We start from the raw sequence: 3,459 nt of genomic DNA on the forward strand, positions 1-3,459 counted from the left end.
TGAACTCAGGTTGGGGCTAAGATTGCCCGTTCGACCACGGGCCAGTTAGCTCCCGATAAGTCACCTGTCCGGTGAGATCGCTCGAAACATTCCCGTCGAAAGGTTGGAACAACTCGGCACCTCGCCGTGGGCATTAGGTGTCCAGAGGTGGAAACGAACTGTGCCGCTTTCCGCCTGGATCGGTCGATTGATTGAAGTTGCTACTGAGAAAAGCGGAATCAACCCGAGGGACAACCGCCCTCGCATATATATTGTCCGAGGCGACGCGGCGGCTGACGCTAGCGTTGCTTCACGATTCGTCAGGCGCTGCCTGGATTCGCAGGCACTTCCACATCAGTGAGACGAGTCGTAAATGCCATGAACGGCCGTTATCGGTACGGCCGGATGTCCCTTTGGGGTCGACCAGAGTCATTCGCTCAGCCCGAACGCCTCGATTGACATAAAACCTGTTGTCATTCGGATAACTACACAAGGGCAGTATGGAATGTTCCGTGGTGCGGCCTGTGCGGGCGAACTGCTACTAGGTGACGTGTTCGGAGGACTGGTGGGTAAGCCTTGTTGCGGCGATAGTGACCGTAATCACGACAACGTCGCCAAGTAGCGTCGGGGCAGGGCGGCTTCAGGGGGCCTAGTTGACTGGCGCTATCGCCAGCTTCGGTCACTGACATTGCCTTGAGGATGAACCAGTTAAGTCCCCACAGCGGACAACTAGCTTCCATGATCCTGAGGCGTTAGAAAGTCGGGGAGCGTCCGGATATAGCGCGGTCCTGAGCACGAATCCGCCCAGCACCACATTGTTACGCATGGGGAATAAGGTGTCGGAGCGCCACGTTTATGACTATGTCGACGCCTGCGTTCGCGATGAACCGCGCCACGCGTCCGCCACGCACCGGCATTCGGCATCTTCGGCAATAGCGCGGTTAATGCCTCGCTGGATATCCCTCCGCGGGATTTCCTGCGAGCTTCCCCAGGAGGAATGACCATGAAGCGGTTTTGGATGGTTCTTGCGTGTCTCGTTTGCCTCGGAATGGCCGCAGTTCCAGGATCCGCGGCCGCGGGCGGTGATATGAATCAAGGCGGCAACGGCGCGTCTAGCAGTTCAACCACCACCAATTCCTCAGGCGGCGGTTACTGAACGACGCACGCCGAACAATTAGCATCATGGTGTCAACGATCAACGAGCCGTCCTTCGTGCTGGCCGAGGGCGTGGCGAGCGCCGAGGAGATCGAAACGGGCATGAAGCTCGGCGCGATTCATCCGATCGGCACCGCTCACGCTCGCGGACCCGATCGGCTCGACGTCTGGCGTGTGGTGAATGGAGGTGCTCGGAAAAGGATCTCGGGCACGTGGGAACTACTTTTCGAGCGCGGGGTGATCGTCGCGGGAGGCCCCATATGTGATCAACGCGGTCATCCTCGAAGCGCCGTTTCGTTGTCCATATTGCCGCACGAGATGCGGAGGTTCGTTCTCGATATCGTATCTAAGGCCAATGCGTAGGGAAGGGCGGATAGCAATCACTCGCCGAAGCGTCGCCAGGGCTGTTGAGTGACGGGATCGCGCGCTATATCGATCTTCAGTTGGCCTAGTGTTAACCCGATGCCGGGCGACGGCTCGCAACCTCAAAAACGCGAATTGACAGATTTATACGCGCAATGTTGACAGTTTTATCTCGGTACACGGCAGCGGAATCTGTCAGTCCGTCGCTGAGCGATTCTACTCGTTGGTAAAATAAGTAGTACTCGATATATCGATATTGTTCGTTCCGCGCTTTTTACTGCGACAGAACGGCCAAGTCGCAGGGCGTATTGAAGAGTCTTAGGTGCGACCCGGACATGGGCATGGAAACAATTTTGTCCTGCAGTACCACAGGACACGTGTGGATGATGACCGTGACCGACGAGCGAGCACTTGAACTCGTATCGCGTCAGGGCTCCGGACAACGAAACAATACGGGCCCAATGCACCCACTACGATTCCTGGGCTGTTGAATTTTCATTCATTCGGGTCGAGCGCGCGGATATGCAACGATCAACGAAGTGTTTGCTCCAGGCGTGACCGCAATGTCGGCGCCTGTGCGGGGCCTGGTCATCCAGCGCCGGGTGTGGTAAGCATCGCGGGCCCGCTTCCCCAACTCGACGAAACGCGCATGGGGGGCCTCGGCTCCGCGCTCTTAGCCGCAGCAACCGAGCTTGCCGCCACACATTACGCGTCGCCGTTGTTCAATCGCAGGTAAGCGAATAGTGGTTGCAAACAACCCGGGGTTGTTTGCAACCTCACAGTCCCCGACATCTCGAACGCAACCAATCACTCGGTCAGGCGTTTCCTAAGTGCCTGTGCGGTGGGTTTCCTAAAGGTTTCAAGAACCGTAGCGGCCTCGAAGGTTTTTGTGGCTGAACGCGAGCTCTTCATGAGTGCCTCGATACGTTCAGCCGTGTCTGTAGAAGGGGCAGGGGTGTACACCATGATCCGCGTACCCGGAGCGTCGGGGACTTCGAGCGACAATGCATCGAGCTCCAGTACGCCTGCTACAGGATGTTCGATAACCTTGCGCCAGTCGCTGCGTTTAAGCACGTCGTGCTCAGCCCACCATTTGCAAAAGTCCGAGTCGGTGTCGTTCAATTCTTCTACCAGATCACGCAGGAACACTTCGCCCGATGGCCTAAGAATGTAGTCCCCACGAAACTGCGCCAGCACGCACTTCGCATAAGCATCCCATCCTTGAAACAGCTTGCGCGCCCCATCACCATGAAACGTGAACCACAGCAGGTTGCAGCGTCCTGCGGGGAGCTTTCGAAAATCTGTAAAGACTTTCGTCGCAGCTTCGTTCCATGTGACGTAATTCCAGTTCCCGTCCACGACATAAGCCGGCATGTTGCCTAACTGGTCGAGCATGCGGCGTACCGTATCAGTGACATTCTGCGCGATTGGGTACGGGCCAGGCGGCGTGTAATGGTTAGCCAGCTCGAACAAATGGGTACGTTCATGCGGCGATAGCTTCAACGCATTGGCAACGCTTTCGACGGTTCTAAAGGAGACGTTCACCTCGCGGCCTTGTTCAAGCCACGCGTACCACGTGACACTGATACCCGCTTTTTCTGCTACTTCTTCACGGCGAAGTCCTGGGGTCTTTCGTCGCGGTCCGGATGGAAAATCAATATCCTGTGGACGTAGCCTTGCGCGCCGGGTTCTCAGAAAGTCAGCCAGCTCGTCCAATCGTTGCTGCTTTTCCATCGCAATCGTCTCCTGAATCTATTCCTGTTACTGCCATTACTAGTAATAGCAGTTGCTAGTTTAGCGAACCGAACCATGTCACTCTCAGTCCGTCGTCGCGTCAGATCGATTTTTGTTTTCAAGGCCTACCTATTATAGGCGGCTTGAACAAGGATGATTTTGCGGCGGAAAAAACTTGCGGCGGTGCAAAGAGGCATCGAACCATCACGCCGATGGATAAGAACACTT

At 56.2% G+C, this 3,459-nt stretch carries 1 protein-coding gene and 1 pseudogene; one reads left to right on the forward strand and one right to left on the reverse strand.

Features of this window, described 5'->3' with window-relative positions; genetic code table 11:
• Positions 1 to 1,158: 1,158 nt before the first annotated feature.
• Positions 1,159 to 1,294: pseudogene (locus WCA53_RS31540) on the forward strand (3-hydroxyacyl-CoA dehydrogenase family protein); the annotation flags it as partial.
• Positions 1,295 to 2,304: 1,010 nt separating this feature from the next.
• On the opposite strand, the gene WCA53_RS31545 reads toward WCA53_RS31540, so the two are convergent.
• Complete coding sequence (locus WCA53_RS31545) at positions 2,305 to 3,231, reverse strand: helix-turn-helix transcriptional regulator (protein ID WP_423920907.1); 927 nt, start codon at positions 3,229 to 3,231, stop codon at positions 2,305 to 2,307.
• Positions 3,232 to 3,459: the final 228 nt, after the last annotated feature.

It is taken from the genome of Caballeronia sp. (genome assembly GCF_049581465.1).
Lineage (GTDB): Bacteria > Pseudomonadota > Gammaproteobacteria > Burkholderiales > Burkholderiaceae > Caballeronia.